Annotated in this window: 21 protein-coding genes and 1 pseudogene; 8 read left to right on the top strand and 14 right to left on the bottom strand. The window is 57.2% G+C overall.

Translation table 11 applies throughout. The features are described 5' to 3' along the window. Positions 1 to 33: 33 nt before the first annotated feature. Positions 34 to 1,107 (bottom strand): endo-1,4-beta-xylanase, encoded by a 1,074-nt coding sequence (locus tag RHEC894_RS16445; protein ID WP_085738064.1) that lies wholly within the window; start codon positions 1,105 to 1,107, stop codon positions 34 to 36. Between the two features lie 196 nt (positions 1,108 to 1,303). On the opposite strand from RHEC894_RS16445, the gene RHEC894_RS16440 reads away from it, so the two are divergent. Then, positions 1,304 to 1,678 (top strand): hypothetical protein, encoded by a 375-nt coding sequence (locus RHEC894_RS16440; RefSeq protein ID WP_085738063.1) that lies wholly within the window; start codon positions 1,304 to 1,306, stop codon positions 1,676 to 1,678. 123 nt (positions 1,679 to 1,801) lie between these two features. Here RHEC894_RS16440 and RHEC894_RS16435 read toward each other — a convergent pair whose 3' ends face one another. Then, complete coding sequence (locus tag RHEC894_RS16435) at positions 1,802 to 2,701, bottom strand: DUF6030 family protein (RefSeq protein WP_085738062.1); 900 nt, start codon at positions 2,699 to 2,701, stop codon at positions 1,802 to 1,804. Between the two features lie 333 nt (positions 2,702 to 3,034). Here RHEC894_RS16435 and RHEC894_RS16430 point away from each other — a divergent pair, with 333 nt between their 5' ends. From RHEC894_RS16430 to RHEC894_RS16410, 5 genes are all read left to right on the top strand, one after another. Next, a complete protein-coding gene (locus RHEC894_RS16430; protein WP_085738061.1) occupies positions 3,035 to 3,667 on the top strand; it encodes a class I SAM-dependent methyltransferase in 633 nt (210 codons plus the stop codon). Between the two features lie 220 nt (positions 3,668 to 3,887). Next, the gene (locus RHEC894_RS16425) at positions 3,888 to 4,313 is read left to right on the top strand and encodes a helix-turn-helix transcriptional regulator (RefSeq protein WP_010068392.1); all 426 of its coding nucleotides are present in this window, start codon (positions 3,888 to 3,890) and stop codon (positions 4,311 to 4,313) included. Positions 4,314 to 4,584: 271 nt separating this feature from the next. Next, on the top strand, positions 4,585 to 5,778 hold the full coding sequence (locus tag RHEC894_RS16420; RefSeq protein ID WP_085738060.1) for a YcaO-like family protein: 1,194 nt from the start codon (positions 4,585 to 4,587) through the stop codon (positions 5,776 to 5,778). Further along, on the top strand, positions 5,775 to 6,482 hold the full coding sequence (locus RHEC894_RS16415) for a TfuA-like protein (RefSeq protein WP_085738059.1): 708 nt from the start codon (positions 5,775 to 5,777) through the stop codon (positions 6,480 to 6,482). Before RHEC894_RS16420 ends, RHEC894_RS16415 begins: the two co-directional genes overlap by 4 nt. Positions 6,483 to 6,582: 100 nt before the next feature. Next, positions 6,583 to 6,831, top strand: a complete 249-nt coding sequence (locus tag RHEC894_RS16410; protein WP_085738058.1) for a hypothetical protein — start codon at positions 6,583 to 6,585, stop codon at positions 6,829 to 6,831. A gap of 404 nt (positions 6,832 to 7,235) precedes the next feature. Here the strand turns inward: RHEC894_RS16410 and RHEC894_RS16405 are convergent, their stop codons facing one another. The 5 genes from RHEC894_RS16405 to RHEC894_RS16385 form a co-directional block, all read right to left on the bottom strand. Then, positions 7,236 to 7,442, bottom strand: a complete 207-nt coding sequence (locus tag RHEC894_RS16405) for a hypothetical protein (RefSeq protein ID WP_085738057.1) — start codon at positions 7,440 to 7,442, stop codon at positions 7,236 to 7,238. Positions 7,443 to 8,806: 1,364 nt separating this feature from the next. Continuing rightward, complete coding sequence (locus RHEC894_RS16400; RefSeq protein ID WP_085738056.1) at positions 8,807 to 10,168, bottom strand: DUF882 domain-containing protein; 1,362 nt, start codon at positions 10,166 to 10,168, stop codon at positions 8,807 to 8,809. A gap of 243 nt (positions 10,169 to 10,411) precedes the next feature. Further along, positions 10,412 to 11,248 carry a DUF1236 domain-containing protein gene (locus RHEC894_RS16395; protein ID WP_085738055.1) on the bottom strand — a complete coding sequence of 279 codons (837 nt, stop codon included), beginning with the start codon at positions 11,246 to 11,248 and terminating at the stop codon, positions 10,412 to 10,414. A 98-nt stretch (positions 11,249 to 11,346) separates the two neighbouring features. Further along, positions 11,347 to 11,742, bottom strand: coding sequence for a DUF1236 domain-containing protein (locus RHEC894_RS16390; protein WP_085738054.1), 396 nt, complete (start codon positions 11,740 to 11,742; stop codon positions 11,347 to 11,349). A 118-nt stretch (positions 11,743 to 11,860) separates the two neighbouring features. Then, positions 11,861 to 12,133, bottom strand: coding sequence for a BON domain-containing protein (locus tag RHEC894_RS16385; RefSeq protein WP_010064621.1), 273 nt, complete (start codon positions 12,131 to 12,133; stop codon positions 11,861 to 11,863). Positions 12,134 to 12,396: 263 nt separating this feature from the next. Between RHEC894_RS16385 and RHEC894_RS16380 the strand changes: the two genes are divergently transcribed. Continuing rightward, positions 12,397 to 12,678 (top strand): DUF982 domain-containing protein, encoded by a 282-nt coding sequence (locus tag RHEC894_RS16380; RefSeq protein WP_085738053.1) that lies wholly within the window; start codon positions 12,397 to 12,399, stop codon positions 12,676 to 12,678. A 64-nt stretch (positions 12,679 to 12,742) separates the two neighbouring features. On the opposite strand, the gene RHEC894_RS16375 is transcribed toward RHEC894_RS16380, so the two are convergent. After that, positions 12,743 to 14,725: an acyltransferase family protein gene (locus RHEC894_RS16375; RefSeq protein WP_085738052.1), complete on the bottom strand. Its 1,983-nt coding sequence runs from the start codon at positions 14,723 to 14,725 to the stop codon at positions 12,743 to 12,745. 489 nt (positions 14,726 to 15,214) lie between these two features. Between RHEC894_RS16375 and RHEC894_RS16370 the strand changes: the two genes are divergently transcribed. After that, a complete protein-coding gene (locus RHEC894_RS16370; protein ID WP_085738051.1) occupies positions 15,215 to 16,297 on the top strand; it encodes a hypothetical protein in 1,083 nt (360 codons plus the stop codon). 323 nt (positions 16,298 to 16,620) lie between these two features. Here RHEC894_RS16370 and RHEC894_RS16365 read toward each other — a convergent pair whose 3' ends face one another. From RHEC894_RS16365 to RHEC894_RS16325, 6 genes and pseudogenes are all read right to left on the bottom strand, one after another. Next, the gene (locus RHEC894_RS16365) at positions 16,621 to 17,226 is read right to left on the bottom strand and encodes a class I tRNA ligase family protein (protein ID WP_245339474.1); all 606 of its coding nucleotides are present in this window, start codon (positions 17,224 to 17,226) and stop codon (positions 16,621 to 16,623) included. A gap of 278 nt (positions 17,227 to 17,504) precedes the next feature. Then, the gene (locus tag RHEC894_RS33910; protein WP_010069757.1) at positions 17,505 to 17,810 is read right to left on the bottom strand and encodes a hypothetical protein; all 306 of its coding nucleotides are present in this window, start codon (positions 17,808 to 17,810) and stop codon (positions 17,505 to 17,507) included. Then, positions 17,810 to 19,375 (bottom strand): IS66 family transposase, encoded by a 1,566-nt coding sequence (locus RHEC894_RS16355; protein WP_010069756.1) that lies wholly within the window; start codon positions 19,373 to 19,375, stop codon positions 17,810 to 17,812. Before RHEC894_RS16355 ends, RHEC894_RS33910 begins: the two co-directional genes overlap by 1 nt. Positions 19,376 to 19,447: 72 nt before the next feature. Further along, the gene (tnpB, locus tag RHEC894_RS16350) at positions 19,448 to 19,795 is read right to left on the bottom strand and encodes an IS66 family insertion sequence element accessory protein TnpB (RefSeq protein WP_010069755.1); all 348 of its coding nucleotides are present in this window, start codon (positions 19,793 to 19,795) and stop codon (positions 19,448 to 19,450) included. Between the two features lie 1,029 nt (positions 19,796 to 20,824). Then, positions 20,825 to 20,926: pseudogene (locus RHEC894_RS33410) on the bottom strand (thermonuclease family protein); the annotation flags it as partial. 450 nt (positions 20,927 to 21,376) lie between these two features. Further along, complete coding sequence (locus RHEC894_RS16325; protein WP_010067932.1) at positions 21,377 to 21,616, bottom strand: hypothetical protein; 240 nt, start codon at positions 21,614 to 21,616, stop codon at positions 21,377 to 21,379.

Raw genomic sequence — 21,616 nt, 5'->3', positions numbered from 1 at the left:
AATCTATCGACGTCTCCGTTGTCGTCTTACGCATCACATCGCCTCTATTGCCCGTCGGATGCCATCAACCGCGCTTCTCGGCGTATTGCTTTCGTCGTAAAGATTAACGCGCTTCGTGCACGCCGCATTCTGACCGGCGTCCTTCTCATCGGGCTCGCCGTATTTTTCCGACATGCCCCATACCGTCACGCCTTTCAAGTCGCCACGCTCGGCCGCCACAGCGATCACGTCACCGAAAATATCGGCGTATGATGTCGGCGAAAAGCCTTTGTCGCGGCTCAGGAAGTGGCAGGACGCATCGAGTTCGGTGATGAAAACGCCGACTCCCATGTCCTTCAGGGCTGCGCAGAACCGCCCCATTCCTTCCGGGTCGATCCGGTCGAGGCCGGGACGGAAATGTGCCTGCAGCCCCACTGCGTTGATCGGCGTTTTCCGGGCGACAAGATCCTCGACGATTTTCAGGATGCGCCCCCGCTTCTGTTCGAACACGTCGGATTTCTTCTCCAGATGCGTTTCGTTGAGCACCAGCGTCGCATCGGGATTGGCCTGATGTGCCATGTCGAAACTCATACGTATATAATCGTCGCCAAGAAGGCGGCGGAAAACACAATCCCGCAGATCCGGCGCATCATACTCCAACGGCTCGTTCACCACATCCCACGCGTCGATCGAGTTCTTATAGCGAGTGACAACCTGTTTTATATGACGGTTCATCGCCGCCTGAATGGTCTTCGCGTCGGTGATATCGGACACCCATTCAGGGACGCGATACCAGATCAGCGTATGGCCATAAACCTTCATGTTGTTTTTTCGCGCGAATGCAACTATCCGATCGGCGCTTCCGAAGCTGAAAACACCCGGCCTCTTTTCCGTCGCAGTCCATTTCAGCTCGTTTCGCGGCGTTATCGAATTGACGTTGCCGATGTAGATCTCGGAAGCGATCGGATCGTTGATGTTCTGCAGGTCGATTGCCGATCCGAATCGGAATGCCTTGCTGTCGGCAAGGGCGCGCAGCCCTTTTTCCGGAGGCATCTGTGCCAGGGCCTGGCCTGCGCGGACATACAACAGGGCGAGCGGAACCGAGGCGAGGAAACGTCTTCTCTTCATTCTATCCCTCAACTGTTGGCTTTCTGCGGCGGAATTTCAAAGGGCCGGGCTCGCCAAACGGTCGATCGCGAAGTTCGCGTTCAATTCGGCAGAGTAATGCAACCTCGAATATACTTTCGCCATGGGGGATATTGTCAGTCTCTGCTAGACGTGCCGGCCTGCTCCAAGATATGAATCGTTTTGGAGGGCGCTCGTGATGGAAGAGTGGACTAGCTACCTGATAAGCCGTTTTCATATTGCATTGCAAAATACCGTTTTTTTTATGGCGGCGGTTCGAAACGACCTGGCTTTTCTCGCCGATTGGCAGTTCGCAGCCCTTGTTCTCGGCGTCATCGGCATCATTGTCTTCCTGATTGCCGCGCTCGCCGGAATGTCCCGGCGGTTGCGCCGATCGGAGATCGTCATCCGGTCGCTGAACGACGATCTTGCGCAGGCCAAGCAGGATCTTAATGTCGAGCGGGTCTGGCGCCTGGCGGGCGGGGATAGTACCGAACGGCCGAGCGCGGACAGTCTGCAAGAGCTTTACAAGATTTTGGCGAGACATCACGACGATGCAAGTTCTATGGCGTGATCGGTCGGCGCATGGCGCGTGGCCGAAAACCGAAAGCGCGTCGCATCGAACCTGATTCATGCATCGCGCGTTAGCTTCCTGTTCGCTGTCCCGGAGCTGTGGCACACGACCGGGCGACAGGCATCAATGCCGAGATTGCGGGTGTTCTGCCGGCGCCCCGGCCTCGGCGGGCGTCGATATTGATTCCGGCTGCATTGTTTCCGGCTGCGGGCTCTCGGCCGTCGGGTCCGGCGATGGTAGCCATATTCTGCTGGCGAAATAATTTCTCGTTCTTTTCTGTGGTCCCGATGCCGCATCCAGCGACAGCGTGAAATTATAGCGCCCTGCGTTGAGCACCTCATGGGTGAAGCTGATGCTGGCTCCGAAGCCGTCTTCCTTGACGTCCCTGAGGTTTTTGATCGCATTCAGCGTCTCGTGAAAATCGAGCCATTGCGGTTGCCGCAGCATGGTCTCGAAAATTCGCAGAATGCCGGGATCGAGCTGGCCATTCTGATCCGTCTCGGGATTGATGATTTTCACCCGCATATTGTTGATCGTGCCGGCGGCATCGCCGCGAACGATGACGAAGACGGAGTTCGGAAGCTGATCCTTCTCCCGCTTGCCGCTGTGCTCGAAAGAGCATTCGAACGTATCGGCGTTAAAGCTCGCCGGCGCCCAATCGCTGGTTTCGATGCCGGCAGTGCGCAGCGCCGCACACATTGCCGGCCCGGATATCCGCCATGTCCGCAGAAAAGTCGACGCGGTCTGTGCCATCGGCGGCTCGATGATGTGCGCAGGAAGCGTGAAGGCGGCCGGAGGCGTCGGGCGGGGAGGGGCTTTGGGCGGCGGCGGCTTGACTTCAGGGGGAAAGAGATCGAAGCCAAAATAATGGCCGACCGTCTTCAAGTGTTTCATATCGTTGGAAAGAAGCACCGTCCCCATAACAAGCGAGAGGGAGATCGTCAGCAGCAACCAGAAGACCACGGGAATCTTCGGTTTTCCCACCGGCTGTTTGGCATTTGCGGACGATGAATTCTCGGGCAAGCTTGTCTTCTCCGGTGCGAGAAGGGTTTCGGTCGGGCTGTCTGAACCCAGCAGTATACATTTATCCGTTAAATATCTTTGGCTTCATGTCGGCAATTGGGCGCCTTTGTGCCTGCCAATCCGGACGGGGACGATAGATTTTGCTGGAGGCGCTGGGAATCCCATCTCCGTCGGTAATTGCTCGCGCTGCAGGTTTTTCGTGTGCTGGTTGATTTATTTATAATAAAATCAAAGATTTATATTTATTTTATCGTTGAAATTCGGTGTATCCAACCAAATTTTCGACGTATCTTTTTGATAGGTTTGCTGCGCAATCGCCGAGGGAGAGGGGAAATGTCCGTCGAGCTTGATGCAACGACCTATGTTCATGCCAAACCGACAACCGCACATTCCTACATCCTGCCTGCGGTGCTTGATGTGCTGGAGAACCATTTCGACGGTTCGGCGGAACGCGACGTCTTTGATCTGGGATGCGGCACCGGCGGAGCAGCCGCGGCTCTTGCGGCGAGGGGTTATTACGTCGTCGGTGTCGATCCTTCCAGCGATGGTATCGCCAAGGCCAATATCAGTTATCCCGAACTGTCGCTGAATGTCGGCTCGGCCTATGACGATCTTTCCCGGGAGTACGGCACATTCAATGCCGTCATCAGCCTTGAAGTGATCGAGCATGTCTACGATCCCAGGGCGTTCACCTCGACGATGTACGATCTCGTCAAGCCGGGCGGCGTCGCCGTAATGTCGACGCCCTATCACGGTTATCTGAAGAACCTCGTGCTGGCTGCGATGGGAAAAATGGATGATCACTTCATGCCGTTGAAGGATCATGGGCATATCAAGTTCTGGTCGAAGAGAACACTGAGCACGCTGTTGCTCGAAGCCGGCTTCGACAATGTGCGTTTTGAATATGTCGGGCGGATCCCCGTTTTGGCCAAGTCGATGATCGCCGTCGCGCGAAAGCCTCTTTAGAGACTGGGTTGGAGCGGCGTGGGTTTCGACAGCATTCCGCGGGGCGAGGAAATGCGCTGCGCCTCCCTTCGGGGGCATCCAAGGCAATAATCCACAGGTTGTCTTTTACTCCGTGTATCACTGAAAAAAATCCTTACGAAATATTTACTTTTAGTTGCATTCTTCCGTAAACTCTCCATTATACAGCTGAGCATGCTGATAAAGTGGGAGACTTATTCACATGAAGGCCAAATCCCCGAATTCGATCGACGTCTATGTCGGCAACCGTGTGAGAGTTCGGCGAAAGACGCTCGGGATGACCCAGCACGGTCTGGCCGAACTTCTGGGCATTACCTTCCAGCAGATCCAGAAATATGAAAAAGGAGCGAACCGAATAGGCGCCAGCCGTCTGCAGAAGATATCCGAGATTCTGCGCGTGCCCATCGGTTTTTTCTTCGAGAACGGCGGTTCTGGACCGATCGAAGGCGAGACCAGCGAACTAAACAAGTTTTTGTCCTCGAAGGAGGGGCTGGCGCTCAACAAGGCATTTATCGCCATCGAGGATCCGAATATCAGGCAAAAACTGGTAGCCTTGGCCAAAAGTCTGGCGGTCACGGGATTGTCGGAGATCGACGGTGAGTTGCAGGAGCCGGTTATCGGCAACTGAGGACGGATTGCCTTCATCTGTAGGCATTCGACGATCTGCGGTTGATCGAGACGAAGGGCGGGCGGTGGAAACGCTCTCTGTCACCGGCACATGCCGAAAGTGCCAAACCCGGTGTTTGACGCCCGGACGTGATCGCCACCGTTCCCGGCCGGAATATTTGGATAAGGACTTTAAACGGGAAGGCCTATTGAAGGCCGGTTGTTGAACAATACGGGCATTCCTTGGCGAGGGCCGTCATCTGACCCATCACGCTCCATATTCCGACAGGATCATCTCGCCGGGGGAAACTCTCTCCCGCGTCGAACCTTTTTTGGCCGGGTTCGGCATTACCAGAGTGGCGCGGCATACGGGATTGGACAACATCGGAATCCCTGTCTGGTGCGCATATACACCGAATTCGCGGTCGATCGTGATCGCTCAGGGAAAGGGCCTGACCGATCTGGACGCGAAGACATCCACTGTCATGGAAGCCCTCGAACGGGCGGTTGCCGGCGAGCCCTTCGTCAAGCGCGTCCACAATTCCTCGTCCCGGCTGCGGGCGATGGGCCGCACGGTCGACCGGTTGAGCTGCCTGACCGCCGTCCATAAACCCGATCTCGGGCCGGATGAGGAAACCGAATGGGTTGCCGGCGTCAATATCCTCACTGGCGACGAGATCCACATTCCCTTCGAAGCGGTGGTGCTCGACCGGACGCGTGACGCGCGATACTGGATGTCGTCGGATGGCCTGGCTTCTGGAAACAGTATCGAGGAGGCGATCTTTCACGGCGTTCTGGAGCGGATCGAGCGTGACGCCCATGTGTTGTGGCAGGTGGGCCGGCAAGCCGATCTTTATGCCGGCTGTGTCGATCCCCGCGGCTTCGAGGACAGCGCCCTCACCGGGCTGATCGACAAGATCGAAAGATCGGGATTGGCGCTCAAGCTGTTCGATATCACCAGCGACATCGGCATTCCCTGTTTCACCGCCATGCTGGGGCCCGGGGAGACTATCCCCGGCGCCAGGGATCTTCAGGGTGAGAAGGACATCCGCCTCGTCGAGGTGACCGGCGGCAGCGGGGCGCATCCGGTTCCCGTGCGTGCGGCCATTCGGGCGGTGACGGAAGCCGTGCAATCCCGGCTGACCTATATCAGCGGCGCCAGGGACGATATTTCGCCCGCAACTTTCTTGCGATCCCTGCCGCCGCTGATGCGGCGGGCCTTCGATGCGGTTGCCGCACCGCCTGCTGCCGACCTTTGCCGTGGCGGCGCGCCAGGATATCGGCAACAGGATCTGGCGCAGTTGCTGCAACATGTGCTTGACGCTCTGCGCGACAAAGGGATCGCTTCGGTCATAACGGTGCGTCTCAGCGAGGAAACGCTTCCCTTCAGCGTCGTCAAGGTCATTATCCCCGAGCTCGAAAATCCGGAAGGGGAGCGCGCCCGGCGATTTGGTGCAAGGGCGCTGGCCAAGGGGATGGGGTTTTGAAGGTCGTTTTCGCAGGTCCCAGTCTTCCCGATGCGGCGTCGCTTGCCGGCGGGGCGATCCGCGTCCTGCCGCCTGCCATGCAAGGCGATGTCCTGGCTCAGCTGGAGCAGGGCGCCAATGTCATCGGCTTGATCGACGGCGGTTTCGAATATGCCGCACCGGTCTGGCACAAGGAAATTCTCCATGCTCTCTCGCTTGGCGCCACCGTTTTCGGGGCGGCCAGTATGGGCGCCCTGCGGGCGGCGGAATGTTATCCGTTCGGGATGGTCGGGATCGGCCGCATTTTCGAGGACTATCGCACCGGCCGGCTGGTCGACGATGCTGCCGTCGCACTCATGCATGCGCCGACGGAACTCGGCAGCAAGCCGTTGACGATACCGCTCGTCAACGTCAACGCCACGCTCGATGCGATGGAGGATCGCGGGCTGCTGGCAGAAGGGTTGCGCCAGGCGCTCGAAGATGCGGCCAACGCGATGTTTTTCAAGAAGCGGACGTGGCGGGCGATCGTCGAGCAATGTGCAGGGATAGAAGAGCCGGCTCGTGCGCAGCTGCTGGCGGCACTTGTCTCGCATTCCGTCGATCAAAAACGCATCGACGCGCTGGAATTGCTGAAAGCCGTGCAGGAAGCCAGCGACATCCGCTCGAACGTCGATCTGCCTTGGAAACTGCATGAAACCTCGTTCCGGACGCGACCTACGCTTTGAATCGATGACGGCAATGTCACCGGGAGTTGTGTCACGCTTTTTTCACGGGCTCGATCTCGTCTGCGCGCGTATCATTCCTTCCATTGAGGGAGAAATGGGCATGGGCGTGACATCGACTGCCAAGATAGGTGCAGACTGCGGGGCGGAAGACGGTCGGGACGAACTCATCGCACTGGCGCGCATGATCGCTTATGCGCGGCAGGTCGCTCAAGATGTCAAACTGGAGTTCGCGACGAATTGCCTCGATCTGGCGCTCGAGGCCGTCAAGCAGCAGGTGGGGGAGGGTTTGACCAGGGAACTGGGTGAGTTGAGTTCTCCGGTTCCGCAAGTGAGTGTGAGAAGTCATTAGTACGGCGCGTCCGATCGGACGCGGCGAGAACGCTCCGGCGCTTCAAACCCGCGCATGGCCCCGAAAGTCAGCTTCGATTTTCGGGGCTATTGCTTGCGCCGATGTGGGCCGGGCAGTCAATCAAGCTGCGGCGATTTGTTTCTCATCGGAGATAACGGGCTGAAACGGACGCCCGACGTGTGTGCCTATACTCCGGCGTTTCATTCTCGGGCTGGCGTGAATTTGCAGGTTGGGCAAATCCGCTCGTCGCCGGGCCGCTGGGCGCCTTTCCGAGGCTGCTCGACCTTCCATCTCACTGATGGTTTCGATGACAGTAAATGATCTCGCTGACGTTGCCTCCGGGCAGGGAGGCGGCGGCGATATTACGTTCGGATCGCTTCCGGATGATCGGTCGATCGCTGATCTCAGTGGGTCAAATTGCGCTTCTGCGCCAGCAGTAAAATGTAATCGTCGGCAATGTCTGCGATGGCCATTGCGACTTCCGCCGGATCGCATCCCTCGACCTTCGTATTTGCAATGAACTGATAGACCGCCTTCTCGATCTGCTTCCGGCAGATCATTACGCGTTCATCATAACCGAATTCCGGAATCTGCGATGCTAGATCACTCATCAGCTCAGCTCCCTCTCTACTTACAGTGACCATGACACAAATTATAAGTTGAGCAAGCAAATGCTTTATGAACGGTTAATTCGCTGAGGGAGTGCGACCATTTCGACACAGATGGAAGCCTTGGGGCAGGCCTTCAGGCGTGTTGAAACAGGACCGTGCCAGCTGGCCGCGCATATAAGTTGTTTCGTATCGGAAGGCTTGCGAAAGAAGACGGCGCGTGCCTGCGCTTCGGGCTTTCAGCCGGACGGTGCGAGACCGGATGCCGAGTGGAAACGGCAGGCAGGATGCGACCGGCGGCATTGTTGACCGAGGTTGTGGGGAATGGGAAAATGTGAAGATCTATCAGTATATTACAGGTAGCATTTTCGCGGACGTCATCGCGCTATTGAATTGAATGCCGGCTTCTTGACGTATCAACAACCGGAGGATCGCTGGGCCATCGGTTGAAAGGCCTCATCAGTGAGGCGAGGTGGCTGAGCAGCAAGGCGGAAATAGCTCCGAATGGTTTTTTCTTTTTCCGCTCGGAAGGTAAGTCCGATGTTTTTTCGGGCGACCGTTCAGAATAAACTGCGATCTGCATTCCTATATATTGCTTAAAAATTTATCAAAAGGTAAATTTATAAAATTCAGATAAAGGTTGTATATAATTTTCAATTATAACATGGCTGGAATTCCTGTAGATATTAATGGAAATATGTATTTCCATCGAATGATTATGTCGATACTGACGAGCGCCTTTTGAATAATAACATCGAATTCATGATGATTGCTTGTTTGTCGTAATTTCATTGCTGATCCGAATGTTTCATGGATCACCGGAACTGGCGTTGAAATGTCGAGCGGGAAGAACCGGCGTTGCGAACCACACTTGCCAAACGTCGCTTCCGCAACGGGATCTGCTTGTGTTCACGCAGCGATAACAGCGATTGCATTTCGGCAACCGGCCATAAGCAGGTTGAGGACCCGCCGGGGTGGGTGGCGGGTCCTCCGGTAGGAATGCTTGCACAGTGCCCATGTATGGTTACAGTAAAAAATATGATTGTCACAGATCATTATTGGGTGGTTATTTATTGTTGTGGATAAGTCGTCTTTTTCTGGTTGATATTCTATTCAATCGGTGCATTTCGTCCTGAAAAATATTGAGGCTTTACAGTGTTCGCTCAGCAGTCGACCCTAGGTTCGGAAAAACATTGAGAACCAGAGCATCAGCGCGTTTGGCGGCGTTGGAGACCGGTGAGGCTTGACTCCGGTCGATGGCGGCAGCCGGATGGAGCACGCGGCGATCTCCTGGGACGAGGTTCTGTGACGGTGTAGAGTTCTTGACCGGCTTAGAGGCCCAACCCATCAAGCCCTGGCGACCAAGGTCAGCCCTCCGGCGGCGACGCAAACCGGCTGGCATCGAACAGCTCTGCGGCGGCGACCGGAACGATCTCTTTCCCTGACGCCGCGACATCGACCCGACGATGAACCGTGCGCGGCGAAAGGCGCGGCGCGCTCAAGTCGAACGCCTCGCCGGGAGAATGCAGCGCCCATTTCATCAGCGCCGCCTCGGATGTCGATTGAAGGAAATTTTCTTCTTCCCAGGAAGCGGTCATGGGCAGCGAGGCGATCATATCGGCGCCCTGTTTGGAGCCCTCACGGGCAACGAGGGGTGCGAAGCGGGCGTGGGCCGGCAAAACTGGCGCCGGTCTCTCGGCAAGCGCGGCAATCGGGCCGATCGATGCCGTCACCAGCGTGGCGTCGGCATCCGCGTCACGCGCCGGGGCGACCGGCCGCATCGCCGGTATCGGCACCGGCAAGGATGAAAGCTCGGGAGCGGAGCCTTTGTCATCCCGCTCGGCCGCGCCGGTCTGCAGCGCCAGCGCATTCAATGCCCGGCTTTTCGGCGCCGGCAGAAGCGCCGTCACGAGCCTGTTGTCTGCGGTCTCGCCGCCCGGCCTGGTCGAGGAGCCCACCTCCTCGTCGTCTCCAGCGCTGCCGGCGATCTCTATCCAGGCGGCGCCGCCGCGCTTCCTGGCGTTGGCAACGGCCTGATTGTATCCCGGCAGCGGCCGGCCATCGGCCGGGAGATGCATCGTCTGCCCATTCGGGAATATGCGCGCGAGTTCCTGCCGGGACATGCGCGGCCAGGCCCGGACATTGCCGACGTCGAGATGCACGAAAGGCGATCCCGAGGTCGGATAATATCCGACACCGCCGACCTGCATCTGCATGGCCGTTGCCCGCAGCGTCGCAAGCTTCACGCCGGGCACGTAGAAATCCATCGCCTTGCCCAGCATGTGCTGGCTCTTCTTGGCGACACCGGTGCTGCGCGAGCGGTTGCGCAGCATGTTGTTGGTCGCAGGCGAACGATAGGCCGAGACGATGTGGATATAATCCTTGCCGCCGCTGCGCTTATACACCTCCCAGACCAGGTCGAGCAGCCGCGGATCCATCCGGGTCGGCTCGTTCCGTCGCCAGTCGCGCAGAAACCGATTGATCTGGGCAAGGCCCTTGGGATCGAACTTCCCATCCCGTTTATAGGTAATCGTCGCCCTCTCGCCGGTATGGGTAAAGAACAGCTTGAGCGCCCGGTCTTCCGCCGAGGCAAAGGATGCTAAACCGACCAGTGCCGGCAGCGCAAAAAGCGCCGGCAGAATGCTCTGCGATGCGAAGCGCTCCGCACGCGACAGGAGGTTGGCAATTCCGCCCCATAATCCTTGCACCGGATACGTCAACACCAACAACCCCGCCACACCAAACACTCGACGACGGGCGGGAACTCCGCATCCATCCGGTTCAGTAAAGCCAGCTTATGGTCAACAAATCCCTAACGAGCGGATGTGTAAGCTTGGGTGCGTTGCGCATGAGGGCCGTTCGAGGCGCATTCGCGCCCATTCGCCGAAACCCTGGTTTGGCATCCCAACCGGTGAAAGACCGATCGCGTCGGTGGTCCCGGCGGCGCAAGGACGCCGCCGGGAAATGCCGGGCTAAGCCTCGAGGATGTAGACAATCGTCAAAGCGTGGGGATCGACGATGACGATCCGGCCGTCCGCGAGGATGAAGAAACGGTAGCCTTCGTACTCCGGGACGATCTTGACGATACGCGTCGGCAGCCGTTCCAGCCGGACCTTTTTCGGGATCGTCGTGCCGACGGAAACCGTAAAGTCTACGTCCTTAACAGGCGCAACATGCACTTCCTTCACCACTGTCCGAATTTCGGTCTGCTGCTCGACTGAAATGTTGACGTTGGTTTCGGTCGAGCTCTTGTTTGTCGTCGCCGCGTTCTGATCGGTCGATTGCTTCGAGGCATCGCTGCTTTGCGTGGGGCTGCCGCTGGCCTTGCCTTCAGCAGGCTTGGCATTTTCGCTGCTGCTCTTCGTGCCTGAGGTGGCTGCGCCGCTGCTGTCGGTGGTGGCGGACTTGGCGGCGGGCTTCTGTTCGGCCGAGGTGCCGCCGCTCGCATCCTGCGATCCGGACTTGGTCTCCGTCGAAGCCTTGCCGCTTCCGCTCGTCGACGTGTCGTTCGAAGGCTGCTCGGCGCTCTTCTTCATGTTGGCGCCCTGGCCGGATTTCTGCTGCGTCGCCTGGCCCTTGCTTGACTGGTCCTTGCCCTGCGGGCAGGCGCCCGAAGCGTCGGGGGTGCAGCCGGTGGCGGTCTTGCCGGCACCGGCTTGCGCGCCGGCATCCGCGCCCGTCTGAGAGCCGGACTGAGCCTGGCCGCTGCTCTTGGTGGCGTCCTGCTGGGCTGCGGCCGGCAGCGTGGCAAGCGGCGATACGCTGAGGGACAGCGCGGCCACGAGCATGGCGAAATGATTGCTTTTCATGATCTATCTCCGAGATTCAGGCACAGAGTGTCGCCCGCATTCCGATGCGGTGCATGCGTGCCCTGATTGTTGGAATGGCGGTTCGAGCCGCCCGTCGGTCACTCGATGACCTGGATGACCTTCCGGGAGGAAGGTTCGACGATCACACGCTGATCGTTGACGATTGCGTAGGCATATTTCGGATCGTCGGGAATTGGCGTCACGACGACGCTCTCCGGCAGGGGCTGCCCGACGACGACCTTTTCCTTCACCACGACGCGCTCAGCCGGGGCAGGGGCCTGCTGAACATAGGTCACCACCTTCTGCGGCGGCGGATCGATGACGCTGCCTGCGACGCCGCCGACAATGCCGCCGACAGCCGCACCCACGGGACCGCCGACAATCGCGCCCGTCGCCGCGCCACCCGCCGCGCCCGTGACCGTCGATGACTGCGCAAAGGCAGACGTCGATGCCAACAGAATGCCGGCGGCAATTCCTACTGCTTTGATATGCATTTATTTTTCCTCCTTCGATGCGGTTCGTTCCGCTGCAGGGCCAAACCGGGAGATGGAGGAAGTGTTCCCGGGCTGGGACTTCATGCCGGGGCCGATCGGACTTTAGTCCTAGCCTCTTCTACTGCGTGGGAAGGCGGCTGAGCATCCGGTCCTGGACGTGCTCCGGGCCGACGATCATCGCCGCAAGCGAGATGGCTTTTTCGCGGTCTGCGGCCTTGGTGATATAGCCTTCAAGCAGCACGACAGGGCCGAGCATTCTGATCTCGATGGCGCTGCTGTCGATGTCAGGATCGGCGGAAAGGGCTGCCGATATCGTTGCGATGGTCGCTGCCGCGCTATGGCCTTCCGAACAGCATTCTTCATGGCTGTGGTTGTTGGGGCCGAACGTCATATTCTCCTCCTGTTCCGCCCCCCTCCACGGACCTTCATATTGCCTCGTGCCTATATATGAGCAGCAGGTTCGGAGGTCGCCAGTCGGACTTAGGTCCGGCTTTCCCTCGGCGCCATCCGGCTTAGATTCTCCTGATCCTTGTCGAAAGGACACCAGGGAGGTTTTAGCGATGTTGCTGAACTCCAGTCAGAATCTCCCTGGTGAAGCGCCCCGTTGCCGATCAGCGTCGGGTGCTGCTTCGTGCGAGGGAAAAGGCGGCTTCGATGCAAAGACCAGGCATGGCGGATTGGCACAGGAGCGAAGGCTTCGCGCCACTGATGCTCGTCATGAGCGGCGAGGAAAAGCCCAGGCTGGTTCGATCGCTGCGCGAGATTGCCGATACGCTGATCACCGCCTGGCCGGCAGATGATGGCGAGGAATATATCGCGGCCGTCAAAACATGCCTGGATGCCATCCAAGGCGACATTCCGGCCAAGGCAGCGCGCGCCGCACTCATTCGGGCTGCGGAGGAAGCGGGCATTCCGGTCATCTCAGTCGCTCACTGAGATTTCCATAAGCGGGTTTCCCATGCGACGGCACGGCAAATCTGCATTCCCGGCGTCCAGCCGCCTAGTTTGATGGAGAAGCGGACGATACAGGACCAGCGTTCGGCTGAGAACTCGCCGTTCGCTCGGATTGGCTGGCATGCGGCGGGACCAGGAAATCCAGGAGGCCGTCGTTCCGCAGGTCAGCGGTTCTCTTTTCCAGAATGTCGCCAATCAAGGTCGTCAGAAATTCTGCCGTCATATGGTTCCAGTCCAAGATGAACGGAACGCCCTTGCTGCTGGTCAGGCACTTCTCCTTGTCGTAGTCGCAGTGAAGCTTGACGATATCGACGTAGGTGAACGGAAGACCGGACGGGAAAAACGGCAGTTGCTCCAAAGGCTGGTTGGCCGGCGGATAGCTGGCCTCCCGCAGGCATATGGAGGCATCGGATTTTCTCTGAAACATCAGCCCCAGGCACGAGTGCAATTCGTCGAGCTGGAAATAATTTCCGAAAACGAAAACGCGCGCGTTATCCGAGTGGCTTTTCATCCAGGAAATAAGCTCGAACCTGAACGGGTTGACGGTGTATTCGAACGGCCGAAGGCTGGTGAGGAAGATTGCTTTGGTTCGGCTAAGCAATGATTTGTCGTTGATATATTTTTCAAAGGGAATGCAGTATTTGTCGTAAATGCTGGCGCGAGAGGGTGCCGTGACCACATCGTTCTTGATCTCGACCATGCAGTTCAAGTAGCTGAGTGCGACGATCTGATATCGGTCGGTGTCGATGTAATTTTTCAGCGCGATCGACCAGTTTCTGGCGTGCGAGTCCCCAATGATGAAGATAATGGGTTTTTCAGCCTGAATGTTGTCGTTCAAGCTCAGAAAAGTGCTTTCGAGCCGCGCCTCGTTCGCCTGCGCGACAGGTGAATAGACGTCATCCAATCTGTTGGGAAAGCCGGCCATATGGATTGCGGAAAGGACAGCAGCCGCGATGGTGACGACCGAGGAGCTGAGGGTGATCCAGAGAGCGCGGCTTCTCCTGGTGTGGCGCAGGGGCTTTTCGATGACGACGAAGCTGACGACCGAGACCAGCACCGTCACTGCGACGGCGAGAAGCTTGTCACCATTGCTGAAATTCAAGCTTGTCAGCCGCGAGAAGGCGAAGATCGGATAGTGCCACAAATATAAAGAGTAGGATACCAGTCCGGTGAGCGCCGCGGGCCGAGAAGCCAACAGGCGCCCGACGGCGTTCTCGCGGCTGGCGAATGCCAGCACCAGACAGGTCCCGAAGACCGGGATGACAGTGACCAGGCCGGGATGAACCGTGCCCTTTTTAAACAGGATGAGTGAACCGAGAACCAGCATAAGCCCGGCCGCTGCGAGCAACGGCTGGGGGCGAGGCCGTCCACGCCTCAGCTCGTAATAGGCAAGCAGGGTTCCGGCCAGCAGTTCCCAGGCCCGGGTGAAGGGCGAATAGAAAGCCTGCTGCGGATCGTGCCGTACGGTGATGAAACAGAATACAAAGCTGAGGGCTGCAGCGATCAACACGCATGGCAAAAACCTCGATCTCAGGTATCGGCGCACGATCAGCAACAAGACCGGAAAGGCGATATAAAACTGCTCTTCGACGCTCAACGACCAGGTGTGAAGAAAAGGCTTGAGAAGAGTATTGGGCTCCCCGTACTGGGCCGCCGTAAAATAAAAATAGATATTCGATCCAAACAGCAGCGATGAACCCACGGAGTTCGCGTAGTCCATGAGTTCCAGCGGCAACAGGAAATAATAGGCGAAGGGCATCGTCGCGAAAATCACTGCGAACAACGCAGGCAGAATTCGCCGCGCACGCCGGGCATAGAATTTGAGGAAATCGATACGTCCCGTCGCTTCGATTTCCGTCAGCAGAATCTGGGAAATCAGGAAGCCGCTGATCACAAAAAATACATCGACGCCGATGTATCCACCAGAAAGCAGCGTGTGGCCGGCAACCGTGAACTCGGCGTGGTAAAGAATAACCGCGATCACCGATATGGCCCTTAGGCCATCAATCTCTGGTCTGTAAACCTTCAATGCCCGCGGCCTTCATATCGAGAGCGTACTTGGTCGCGCGCAAGATTGGCGCTTTTGGGGCTGCCTAACACAGAGATCCTGGAGGGAGAACAGCACGGCCCGATAAAAGATTTGCGGGCGGGGCCGATTTCAATCTTTATTTTCTGCGCTGTTGTAAATCAGCATTCTGGAAGCCTCGTTGGTTTGCATGCGGCTGCACGGATTGTCGGGAAGGCAGGAACAGATAAGGGTATAAGGTACCAGCCGTCCCAGTAGTCAGTCCAAGGGATACTGTGTTCTGAGCCTCGCTAGGCACGCGGCTTCTTTGGCAACAGCCAGGAAGGGCAACGGTTATCCGCTGTTCCTCAACTCGCCGTCACACCTAAGTGCCTTTTGGCCCAAGTTCCGTTTCTGCACCGGGCATACCAGCTTTACATCCGAAACCTCTGCATAGCCTTACCGAGGAATTTGTGCTCATGTCGATCGGTGAAGTTAGGAGCGCAGACAGATATGGCGGTGGATGAGGTTTTTCAAAAATATTGTACCGCTAGACGGATCGCGGCCTTCGATCCCGACTCACCCTATTCAAACGCCTTACACCGGCTGCTGTCGAACCACTTCGAGCAGCAAGCTGCACAAATTGAAACAGAATTTCCGAAAATATCCCGGCTCCGGTTCGGCTTCTATGAATGCAACCGATTCGGTGCTGCCGCTGACCTATGGGAGGGAACGGCCGTTATCCGAATGTCTGCCGCGGTCCCAACGATGCTGGCTAATTTCTTCACCGCATGCCTTTCTCACGACAATGGGTTTCTGCCCCCGGGTCGGGATATACTGCCTCGTTATGCAGGGACAATAGGGTTCAACGAAACAACAATCCTTGCCGATCTTTTCAATCATGGTCAGCTGATAGAACATTCTTCGCTGAATGTTATGCGAGTCACTGCTCTCGTGCTCGCTTGTTGCGGATTCATCTTCCTCCATGAGTTCGTGCATATTAGAAATGGGCACGTTGATCTGTTTCAGAGCCAATTAGGTTTATTGCCAATGGAGGAGATGAAAACGGTTGCCGCTCCCAAGCTGTCGACGTTAGATTTTCAAACGATGGAATGGGATGCTGACAACATCGCTTTTATTCTTAACACGGCGCTTGCGATCAGGAATATGGCTGGCCAGGAGTTATCGTTTTGTGATGGTGAAGATCTTATCTCAATGTTCCACGTATACTGCGTCTCGCTCTACCTAATGTTCAAGTTGATGGAACTGATGGAGCCCAAGAACATACAGGCAAGAAGCCATCCTCATCCGGTGCTGAGAACGTTGTTCTTAATGGAGAAGCTCCGGGTTTTGGCAGCTCCCATGGGGATCGATACTCTGCCAATGGAGTTCGACGTCGACGTAGTCGGCGCGGGCGAGGCAACGTGGGCTCTGGTTCTTGGTTTTCCCCTGTTCGATCCGTCGAGGGTCTTGACACTTATGGACGAGCAAGCAGAATACGGGCCTGTGATACTGAAGCACTGGATCACGCTCCGGGAACGTCTTACGCCTTTGAACCGGGGAACATCAGATCTGACCCGCTTCCTGGACGAGTAATACAGTGGGACCGGCCTCATCGGAGATGAGCCATATTATGGTACACAAAAGCCGAAAATCGGTATTCTGTACTCATACTATTTTTTTCCGTTGCGTGGCTCTGCGATCTGACCGTCACCAAGCCTCTTCTCTCCTGATTGCTTATTGCCGTCGGTTTGGTAGTTGAGTGTGGCGCGATAGTAGTACGCGAAAGTCGTATTCAGATCTAAAAAGAGGCCGAGACCTCTGGGATACGGTCGAAGCGCAATCATGCCGCCACTTAGTCGGCTGGCCAATCGCGATGGAGCCGCTGTCGCCACTAACGGCAGCGGCTCCCGAATTCGCTAGTCGGCAATCACGAAATTCACGAGCCGCCCGGGAACGACAATTTCCTTCAGTACCGTCTTCCCCACCAGCTTCGCCTTAACGTCACCTTCCCGCGCAGCCAGCGCTACGAGTTCGCCATCGCTGATCATCGAAGCGGCGTGAATCCTTCCCCGGAGCTTGCCGTTCACCTGGACGATAATTTCACGAATATCATCGTCGGCGAGAGTGGGATCGTATGTCGGCCAGGGTTCAGGCGACAGACTTTTCGGATGACCCAGCAATTTCCAGAGTTCCTCGGCAATGTGCGGCGCGAACGGTGCCAGCAGCAGAACGAAGGACTCGATCGCTGATCGTGGCCTGGTGTCCAGCCCCGTCAATGTGTTCGACAACTCCATCAGTTTGGAGATCGCTGTGTTGAAGCGCAGGGCCTCGATGTCATCGCCGACAGACTTGATCGTCTTGTGCAGAATTCGCGCGATCTCTGGACACGGCTCCGCATCCGTAATTTTGCTCGACAACATGCCATCCTCTCCAATTGCGATCCGCCATGCGCGATGGAGGAAGCGGCTGACCCCGGCCACGCCGGACATCTGCCAAGGCTTGGCAACATCAAGCGGTCCCATGAAGAGTTCGTACAGACGCATGGCTGCGGACTGATATTCATCGGGAACTGCTATTCCTCCCCCGCGACATCAGTTAAATGGGGCGCAACGACCTACACCACCTTCTCAAACTGGCGAGCTGCTTTCCCGATCCAGGAGACCGTGGCCGGCGGAGCTACCTTCAAGGCGGCCAATCCGAGCCTGGTCGGAACGGTCCCGGTCGGGAACATCAACGGCTTCAACCCCACACTCCTCGTGAGCGTCCGGCGAATGCATTTTTGCGGTCTACGAGGCGCGTTTTAGAACTTGCGGCTTAGCTCATCGGCCATGATGCGCTCGATCATTTCGGGATCGCATTGTTCATCGACAAGGAACTGGCGGATTCCACCATCCCACGTCCGTATGTCGGCCAAGAGATCTCGAAGGTCGTCAATTCCATTTTCGGTCAGGCCTTTTGTGCCATCTTCACTGCCATCGCGGACATATATCAATTCGCCCTCGGCGATATTGTCCGAGTTGGCGGTCACCTCCTCGATTAATTCGAGGTTCTCGCCGATCATGCCGGCGACTTCTTTCAGCGTATAGATGAACCTCGAGCGTGCCATCACGCAGCCTCGTATCGGTCTTTCGCTGGCGCCCACTGCGACGGCAGCAGTTCCTCAAAGCGATCTTTGGGGTGATCCTGGATCCTGGTCAGGACGTCTGTGAGGTAGGTCTCGGGATTGTGGCCATGGAGTTTGGCCGTTTCTATAATGGTCAGGATGTTGGCGATGCGCTCGCCGCCTTTATCCGAGCCGGCAAATAGCCAGTTTTTTCTTCCGATTCCAAGCGGACGCATGGCTCGTTCAGCTATGTTGTTATCGATTTCGACACGGCCATCGTCGATGTAAACGCTCAACGCTGTCCATCGCGAGAGGGCATATCGCATCGCTTCAGCCAGCTTCTGCTTCTGTGGCAGCGCCGAAAGCGTCTCTTCTATCCAGCGCTTGAGGTCCGCCAGAAGGGGCCTGGCGTGTTGCTGGCGCAGTGTACGCCGCTGGTCAGCCGACATGCCGCGGATACGATCCTCGATATCGTAGAGCGCACCGATGCGCGACAGCGCTTCGTCAGCGATCGGGGATGGCTTCAGCTTGATCACATCATGGAACTTGCGGCGCACATGCGCCATGCAGGCGGCCTCGACGATCTGGTTGCCGTAGAGCTTCTTATAGCCACCATAGCCATCCGCGTGCATCACGCCGCTGAAGGCAGCGAGATGGTCGGCCGGATGCGCGCCCTTGCGGTCGGGGCTATAGTAGTAGGCAATGGCCCTTGGAGTGGGGTCTCGATAGCCGCTGCCATCGAAGACATAGACCCACACCCTGCCGGTTTTGGTCTTTCCTCGCCCAGGGTCGAGAACATCGACCGGGGTATCGTCCGTATGTATTCGGTCGACCGCCGCAATATGGGCCCTGATCAGCAAGACGAGTGGCGTCAGCAGAACGGACACACGGCCGACCCAGTCCGCCATGACAGAGCGGGAGATGTCTATTCCCAGCCGGTCGTACATCTCGGATAGGCGGTAGAGCGGGATGTGATCGTCGAATTTGGCGACCATGATATGAGCGAGCAATCCCGGTCCGGGCTTGCCTCGCTCGATCGGCAAGGTCGGCATTTCGCCAGACACCGTCGTATCGCAGTCCCTGCAGATCATGCGCTTTTCGATATGGCGGACAATCTTTACGGACGCCGGCACGTGCTCCATCACCTGGACCATCTTGTCAGCAGCCTTCAGGAACGATGTGCCACCACAGGTCGGACAATTGCAGGGTGCTGCATAGACCAGCTCTTCGGTTGGAAGACCATCCGGCAATGGTTTGCGCTTCGGCTTGTCTAGTGCGTCATCCAACTCCGGCAAAGGAGCTTTCCCGGAGCGCATCTCAGCCTCGGCACGGGAGGCCTCGATCTCCTCCAGCATCAGTTCAAATTGCTCGATCTTCCGGTCGATCTTTTCCGAAGAAGCGCCATGCTGCCGATGTCGGAGCAACTCCAGCTGCGCGCGCAGAAGCCCGATAATGGAGTCGCGCTTGCAGACTTCGGCTTCTTGGCTCTCAAGTTTCCCCGCCTGTTCAGCAACGAGCGCGCGCAATACAGATAGCTCGTCCTGACTGTCCAGCGGCGTTGTTTCCATGCCCGCATACATAGCCGATTTGCGCCGGAAACGCTAGCATCATGCCCCGGATGTCCTTGCAAAATATAGCTTTTAACCCGTTCGACCGGGCGCGGAAGTCCACGCAGGTCGGCGCCAGTCGATCCCCTCCACAAGCATCGAAAGCTGAGCCTGCGTCAGGGGCGCAACGCCATCTTTCGCCGTCGGCCAGGGAAAGTATCCGCGTTCCAAAATTTTGTAAAACAGGCAGAACCCTTGGCCATCCCACCATAAAAGTTTGATCCGATCAGCGCGTTTTCCGCGGAAGCCGAAGATCGCGCCAGAACCCGGCGCCTCCTTTATGACCGCCTCAACCAACGCCGACAGTCCATCAATGCCACGCCGCATGTCGGTCACTCCGCAGGCCAGATAAACCCGCACATTTCCAGAAGGCCCGATCATGCTGCCTCCACACAAGCAACAAGCGACGATAGCACTTCGAGATCCATGTCCGCTGCAATTCTCAGTAAGCGGCCATTCCTCAGGACGATTTCAACGTCTTTGCATCTCGACCGAGCATCGCTCCTCTTGGAACCGTCACTCACGCTCTCCGATGCTCCGATAAGCGACACCGGGATGAACGATGGGGTCTGTGGAGGGTTCAATTCGGGTCGCGAGAACTTCTTTCGCCAAGCGTATATCTGTTGCGGAAGAACGTCGTGCCGGCGCGCTACATCCGAAACGCTGCCATCCACGCCGAACGCTTCTTGCAATATCAAAAGCTTCAGTTCAGTGGACCATCGACGTTGTCGCTCGGCACCCGTCAGGATCTCAACCTTGGCCATTCATACCCTGTTACGTCACAAATGAATCATCTGTGTCGTAACTTGCGCCAATTCCGCGCCGAACCAAAATCCGCTCACCGGACGCTCACCACTCCTCGGCGCATATAAAACCCAGGGCGCGTCTGTCTGCCGCAACGGCGGTCAGAACATTGCATCCCTCTTCGGCATCAATCCCGGTTCTCAGGATCTCTTCGGGAATGCAATCCCGCAGGGGCGCCGAACTGGCGAGGCGCAGGCGGCCGTAACATCGCTCCTTCATCGAGCCTTTGCGTTTTGGGCAACCGGTTATACGATCCAGGAGAATTTCACTCGAGGATCGAAAATTGACGCAAGTGTTTCTCAAAGCCTTCAGCTACTCCGTCATTGAGAACTATACCGGTGACACCTTGAAGAAAACCTGGAAGGGGGCCGTCTGGCATAATGTAGCGATTGCGCACATCGCAGAATGGGGATTCGACCCAGAACTTAATAGCGCGTTTGTTCGAACCGGGCGCGAGACCGAGTTGCTAACGCAGCTAAGTGTTGACGAAATAAGTAAGCTAGTCTCCGATTTTTACAGCCGTGGTCTCCCTGCTACCTAGCTCCCGACACCCGATCATCGAACGGCGGGGCCGCCCGTATTCCGGTTTCTGTTTAACAGCATCGAAAACGGGATTTTTCCGAACTGCCGCATGTTCTGCCCATCGCATTTCACGGTGTCGCCGTCGACGGCCGTCAGCGATGCGCAGAGGATCAATCCCGCCATCATCAATAGCAGGTGGTCCTAACCTGACGGACCGGTCCACCAACCCACGTGCTTTGCGGGGTCGAAGTGCAGGTCGTCGGCGTATACGTGGGCTGCTGTCGCTGCATTCCTTGATTGTAACCTTGTCCGCCGGCAATAAGAGCGTCCCCCATCGCTTGCCTTGCCTCGTAATTGCGGCTTCTGAGCGACGACTCGCGCGTAAATTCCTGCTGGAGGCAGGCGTGCATTTCGGGCGTATCGCTTTTAACTCCTTGAGCCCAGCAACGCTTGTGCAATTCGAGCGAGAGAGACTTCATCTCCGAGTAGGATAACTGGTCGACCGGTGTGCTCTCGCAAGACCCCAGAGCGAGTGAAATAGCAGCAAGAGTGAAGAGCTTGAAACGCATCTGGTTATCCCTGAAATTTCGCAACCATTACTGCAGAAAATCGGACTCTGCAATTTGAGCCTTGCCGTTACTGCGCCGTATCCCCAGGCCCGTTGGCCTCAAGCTTCCGTTTCAGCGCCTGTTCCTGCTCATAGGTCTTGTAGGGAAAGTGCTCCCAGCACCACCAGCGCGCGGGCTCGTTCTTGGTTGAGCTGCGACCGAAGCCGCCCCATTCTTTGCAGCGCATGCCGTTGGGATGCATATGCTCGCAAAAGTGCTCGACGATCAGGTTGGCGCCTGGCGCGCTCGAATGGCCTTCAATGCTCAT

Origin of the sequence: Rhizobium sp. CIAT894 (assembly GCF_000172795.2) — a bacterium.
Lineage (GTDB): Bacteria > Pseudomonadota > Alphaproteobacteria > Rhizobiales > Rhizobiaceae > Rhizobium.
Note: the sequence above shows the minus strand (reverse complement) of the source record. Positions and strands in the feature narration are given on the sequence as shown.

Excerpts from the sequence above, each read along its gene's own strand:
- RHEC894_RS16445 (WP_085738064.1), bottom strand. The coding sequence starts at position 1,107 with ATGAAGAGAAGACGTTTCCTCGCCTCGGTTCCGCTCGCCCTGTTGTAT.
- RHEC894_RS16440 (WP_085738063.1), top strand. The coding sequence starts at position 1,304 with ATGGAAGAGTGGACTAGCTACCTGATAAGCCGTTTTCATATTGCATTG.
- RHEC894_RS16430 (WP_085738061.1), top strand. The coding sequence starts at position 3,035 with ATGTCCGTCGAGCTTGATGCAACGACCTATGTTCATGCCAAACCGACA.
- RHEC894_RS16425 (WP_010068392.1), top strand. The coding sequence starts at position 3,888 with ATGAAGGCCAAATCCCCGAATTCGATCGACGTCTATGTCGGCAACCGT.
- RHEC894_RS16410 (WP_085738058.1), top strand. The coding sequence starts at position 6,583 with ATGGGCGTGACATCGACTGCCAAGATAGGTGCAGACTGCGGGGCGGAA.
- RHEC894_RS16405 (WP_085738057.1), bottom strand. The coding sequence starts at position 7,442 with ATGAGTGATCTAGCATCGCAGATTCCGGAATTCGGTTATGATGAACGC.
- RHEC894_RS16395 (WP_085738055.1), bottom strand. The coding sequence starts at position 11,248 with ATGAAAAGCAATCATTTCGCCATGCTCGTGGCCGCGCTGTCCCTCAGC.
- RHEC894_RS16390 (WP_085738054.1), bottom strand. The coding sequence starts at position 11,742 with ATGCATATCAAAGCAGTAGGAATTGCCGCCGGCATTCTGTTGGCATCG.
- RHEC894_RS16385 (WP_010064621.1), bottom strand. The coding sequence starts at position 12,133 with ATGACGTTCGGCCCCAACAACCACAGCCATGAAGAATGCTGTTCGGAA.
- RHEC894_RS16380 (WP_085738053.1), top strand. The coding sequence starts at position 12,397 with ATGCAAAGACCAGGCATGGCGGATTGGCACAGGAGCGAAGGCTTCGCG.
- RHEC894_RS16370 (WP_085738051.1), top strand. The coding sequence starts at position 15,215 with ATGGCGGTGGATGAGGTTTTTCAAAAATATTGTACCGCTAGACGGATC.
- RHEC894_RS16365 (WP_245339474.1), bottom strand. The coding sequence starts at position 17,226 with ATGGGACCGCTTGATGTTGCCAAGCCTTGGCAGATGTCCGGCGTGGCC.
- RHEC894_RS33910 (WP_010069757.1), bottom strand. The coding sequence starts at position 17,810 with ATGGCACGCTCGAGGTTCATCTATACGCTGAAAGAAGTCGCCGGCATG.
- RHEC894_RS16355 (WP_010069756.1), bottom strand. The coding sequence starts at position 19,375 with ATGGAAACAACGCCGCTGGACAGTCAGGACGAGCTATCTGTATTGCGC.
- tnpB (WP_010069755.1), bottom strand. The coding sequence starts at position 19,795 with ATGATCGGGCCTTCTGGAAATGTGCGGGTTTATCTGGCCTGCGGAGTG.
- RHEC894_RS16325 (WP_010067932.1), bottom strand. The coding sequence starts at position 21,616 with ATGAGCATTGAAGGCCATTCGAGCGCGCCAGGCGCCAACCTGATCGTC.